This is a genomic window from Streptomyces sp. NPDC060027 (assembly GCF_042737005.1).
Taxonomy (GTDB): domain Bacteria; phylum Actinomycetota; class Actinomycetes; order Streptomycetales; family Streptomycetaceae; genus Streptomyces.
The window spans coordinates 1-3,259 of record NZ_JBHWVI010000410.1; the positions used below are offsets into that span (position 1 = coordinate 1).

The 3,259-nt window shown below is 67.9% G+C and carries 4 protein-coding genes; 3 read left to right on the forward strand and 1 reads right to left on the reverse strand.

What is annotated here, in order from left to right:
* Positions 1-327 precede the first annotated feature (327 nt).
* Complete coding sequence (locus tag ACFWBT_RS42390; protein WP_385709996.1) at positions 328-969, reverse strand: DNA-3-methyladenine glycosylase; 642 nt, start codon at positions 967-969, stop codon at positions 328-330.
* A gap of 219 nt (positions 970-1,188) precedes the next feature.
* Between ACFWBT_RS42390 and ACFWBT_RS42395 the strand changes: the two genes are divergently transcribed.
* From ACFWBT_RS42395 to ACFWBT_RS42405, 3 genes are all read left to right on the forward strand, one after another.
* Complete coding sequence (locus ACFWBT_RS42395; RefSeq protein WP_356471534.1) at positions 1,189-1,974, forward strand: sporulation protein; 786 nt, start codon at positions 1,189-1,191, stop codon at positions 1,972-1,974.
* Between the two features lie 39 nt (positions 1,975-2,013).
* A complete protein-coding gene (locus ACFWBT_RS42400; RefSeq protein WP_385709999.1) occupies positions 2,014-2,553 on the forward strand; it encodes a YbhB/YbcL family Raf kinase inhibitor-like protein in 540 nt (179 codons plus the stop codon).
* Between the two features lie 144 nt (positions 2,554-2,697).
* Complete coding sequence (locus tag ACFWBT_RS42405; protein WP_266757138.1) at positions 2,698-3,204, forward strand: HNH endonuclease; 507 nt, start codon at positions 2,698-2,700, stop codon at positions 3,202-3,204.
* Positions 3,205-3,259 lie beyond the last annotated feature (55 nt).

Here is a 3,259-nt window from a genome sequence, read left to right on the forward strand (position 1 = left end):
TTTCCAGGTTCCCGCTTCCGCGTTTCCCTTTCCGGCGAGTCCGACTCTATCAGATCCTTTCGGGCCTGACTCCCAGTCAGCGGGGCTTGTCTTCGGGCCTTTTAGCGCTTTCGCGTTTCGCGGCCTTTCGACATTCACTACGTTAGCCGATTCCCTCGGCGACTCATAATCGAGTTCCGCGGGTTCGAATTCAGGCATGCAGGCACGCCGAATAAGCCCCCGCTGCGGGGAAGTGGTAGGTAGTGGGTTGGCCGCTCTCGGCTGCTGGCTGAACGCCGTAACCGGTTCAAGCGGCTCGGGCTACATTACGGACCCCCCAGGGGCGCGTCAAGTTGAGCGGCGGCGGGGCGCATGGGCTCGATAGGGGCTCACGGTGGGGTCGTTGGCGGCCCAGAAACGCCAGGGGTGGACGCCTCCGTCGCCGGAGACTCCGGTGCGTGGTCCGTTGCGTACCTGGTCGGAGGGGACGGGCGTACCGCTGAGCAGGGTCAGGGGCGAGCCCTGGGGACCGCAGGCGTCCACGCCGTCGAGCGACCGGTCCACCCCGAGTGCCGTCGCGAGGCGTGCCGGCCCTTTGGCCAGTTCCTTGTCGTTTCGGGCCGAGAGTCGACGTTTGCGGGCGAGGTCAGCGCCCTCGGTGACCTCTCCCGCCCGGAGCAGGACCCCGCTGGGCCTGCCTTCCGGACCGCACACCAGGTTCATGCAGTGCCACATGCCGTAGGTGAAGTAGACGTACACATGACCGGGCGGGCCGAACATCACGCCGTTGCGGGCCGTGCGGCCGCGGTAGGCGTGCGAACCGGGGTCATCGGGACCGTCGTAGGCCTCGACCTCCGTGAGGCGCAGTTCGATCGGACCGTCCGGGGTGGCGCGTACGAGGACGCGCCCCAGGAGGTCGGGGGCGACGTCCAGCACGGGGCGGTCGAAGAAGTCCCGCGTCAGGGGCGTACGGTCAGGGGCCGCGATCATGGCGTACGAGCGTAGTCCAGCCGTCCCGCCGCTGCGGAGGAGTCCGGAGCGGTACGGAGTGGTCCGGACGGATGCTTGTCGGCGGGGTGGTCAGGCGTCCTCTCCCTTGTAAGGGTGAGGACGCGGAACCGGTCGGGGCCGGATCGCGTTTGTAGGGATCAAGGGATCCATACGGACACAGGACGGAACAGGCGTTTCGCCTGGGGAGGAAGTGACGACATGGGGTTCAAGCGGCTGCTTGCGAGCATGGGGGCCGGTGGGGCTTCGGTCGAGACGGTGCTGACCGAGGCCAACACCGTTCCGGGCGGCGTCGTCCAGGGTGAGGTGCGGATCCAGGGCGGCTCGGTCAACCAGTCGATCGAGGGTCTGTCGGTCGGTCTGCAGGCCAAGGTCGAGGTCGAGGGACACGACGACCAGGAGTACAAGCAGGACATCGAGTTCACGAAGCTGCGGCTCGGCGGGGCCTTCGAGCTGCAGGCCGGTGCCGTGCACTCGGTCCCGTTCGGGCTCGAGATTCCGTGGGAGACGCCGATCACCACGATCGACGGGCAGAGCCTGCGGGGCATGCACATCGGGGTGACCACCGAGCTGGAGATCGCCCGCGCGATCGACTCGGGTGACCTCGACCCGATCAATGTGCACCCGCTGCCGGCGCAGAAGGCGATTCTCGACGCCTTCATCCAGCTGGGCTTCCGCTTCAAGAACGCGGACATGGAGCGCGGCCAGATCCGGGGCACGCGTCAGCGGCTGCCGTTCTACCAGGAGATCGAGTTCTACCCGCCGTCGCAGTACCGCGGGCTGAACCAGGTGGAGCTGAGCTTCGTCGCGGACGACCGTGCGATGGACGTCATCCTGGAGATGGACAAGAAGCCGGGCCTCTTCAGCGAGGGCAGCGACTCGTTCCGTTCCTTCCAGGTGGGTCTGCACGACTTCCAGGGCACGGACTGGGCCGCCTACCTGAACCAGTGGCTGTCGGAGGTCGGCAGCAAGCGCAGCTGGTTCTAGGCTCGGAGCAGAGATTCCGCCGTTCCAGGAGGTACTGACGTGACCGAGCTCAAGAGGCCGCCGCTCCCGCACGACTTCCATCCGCCGGTGCCGGCGTTCACGGTCACCAGTGAGGACGTCGAGCCGGGCGCGGTACTGAAGGACGCTCAGGTTCACGCGGCCGGGAACACCTCCCCGCAGCTGAGCTGGGAGGGTTTCCCGCCGGAGGCCAAGAGCTTCGCCGTGACGTGCTTCGATCCGGACGCCCCGACGGGCAGCGGATTCTGGCACTGGGTCGTGTTCGACATCCCGGCCTCGGTGACGGAGCTGCCGACGGGCGCGGGCAGCGGCAAGTTCGAGGGTCTGCCCGACGGTGCCGTCCAGGTGCGCAACGACTACGGGTCCCGGGACTTCGGCGGCGCCGCGCCGCCGGCCGGGGATCCCGCGCACCGGTACGTGTTCACGGTGTACGCCGTGGATCAGGAGAAGCTCGGCCCCGACGCGGATGTCTCTCCCGCCGTGATCGGCTTCAATCTGCGGTTCCACACGCTGGCGCGCGCCCAGCTGATCGGCGAGTACGCGGCTCCCGCGGAAGACTGACGTTCACAGAACGTTTGCCCGCCTCTGGTCTTGGAAGTGATCAGGGGCGGGCATTTTTTATTGCGTTGTCCATCTCGGCGTGCCCGGCCAGAGTTGATCCCAGCCCGCCGTTGGGTGGGCCGGTGCGCATAGGAGGTGGGCTGGATGCGGGACACGCTGGTACTGAACGCGAGCTTTGAGCCGTTGTCGACGGTGACGTTGAACCGAGCCGTCGTTCTGGTGCTGACGGACAAGGCCGTCGTCGAGCAGGCCCACCCCGAACTGCGCATGCGCGGAGCCGCCCTGGACATACCCGTGCCCCGGGTGATCAGGCTCTGCCGCTACGTCCGCGTGCCGTTTCGAAGACAAGCGCCGTGGTCGAGGCGGGGGGTGCTGGTACGTGACCGGCACCGGTGCGCCTACTGCGGACGCCGGGCCACGACCGTGGACCACGTGGTCCCGCGTGCCCAGGGCGGTCAGGACTCATGGCTGAACACGGTGGCCTCCTGCGCGGAGGACAATCACCGTAAGGCGGACCGTACTCCGGAGCAGGCTCAAATGCCGTTGCTGCGGCAGCCGTTCGAGCCGACGCCCGCGGACGCCATGCTGCTGGCCCTCGGCCAGGACGACTTCGACGCGCTGCCGGGGTGGCTGGCCCAGCCGGCCGCGTAGCCCGTACGACGATGGGGCCCACCTCCCGCGGTTGGTGGGCCCAATCGTCGTACGG

Coding starts and splice junctions, on each gene's coding strand:
- ACFWBT_RS42390 (WP_385709996.1), bottom strand. CDS start 969: ATGATCGCGGCCCCTGACCGTACGCCCCTGACGCGGGACTTCTTCGAC.
- ACFWBT_RS42395 (WP_356471534.1), top strand. CDS start 1,189: ATGGGGTTCAAGCGGCTGCTTGCGAGCATGGGGGCCGGTGGGGCTTCG.
- ACFWBT_RS42405 (WP_266757138.1), top strand. CDS start 2,698: ATGCGGGACACGCTGGTACTGAACGCGAGCTTTGAGCCGTTGTCGACG.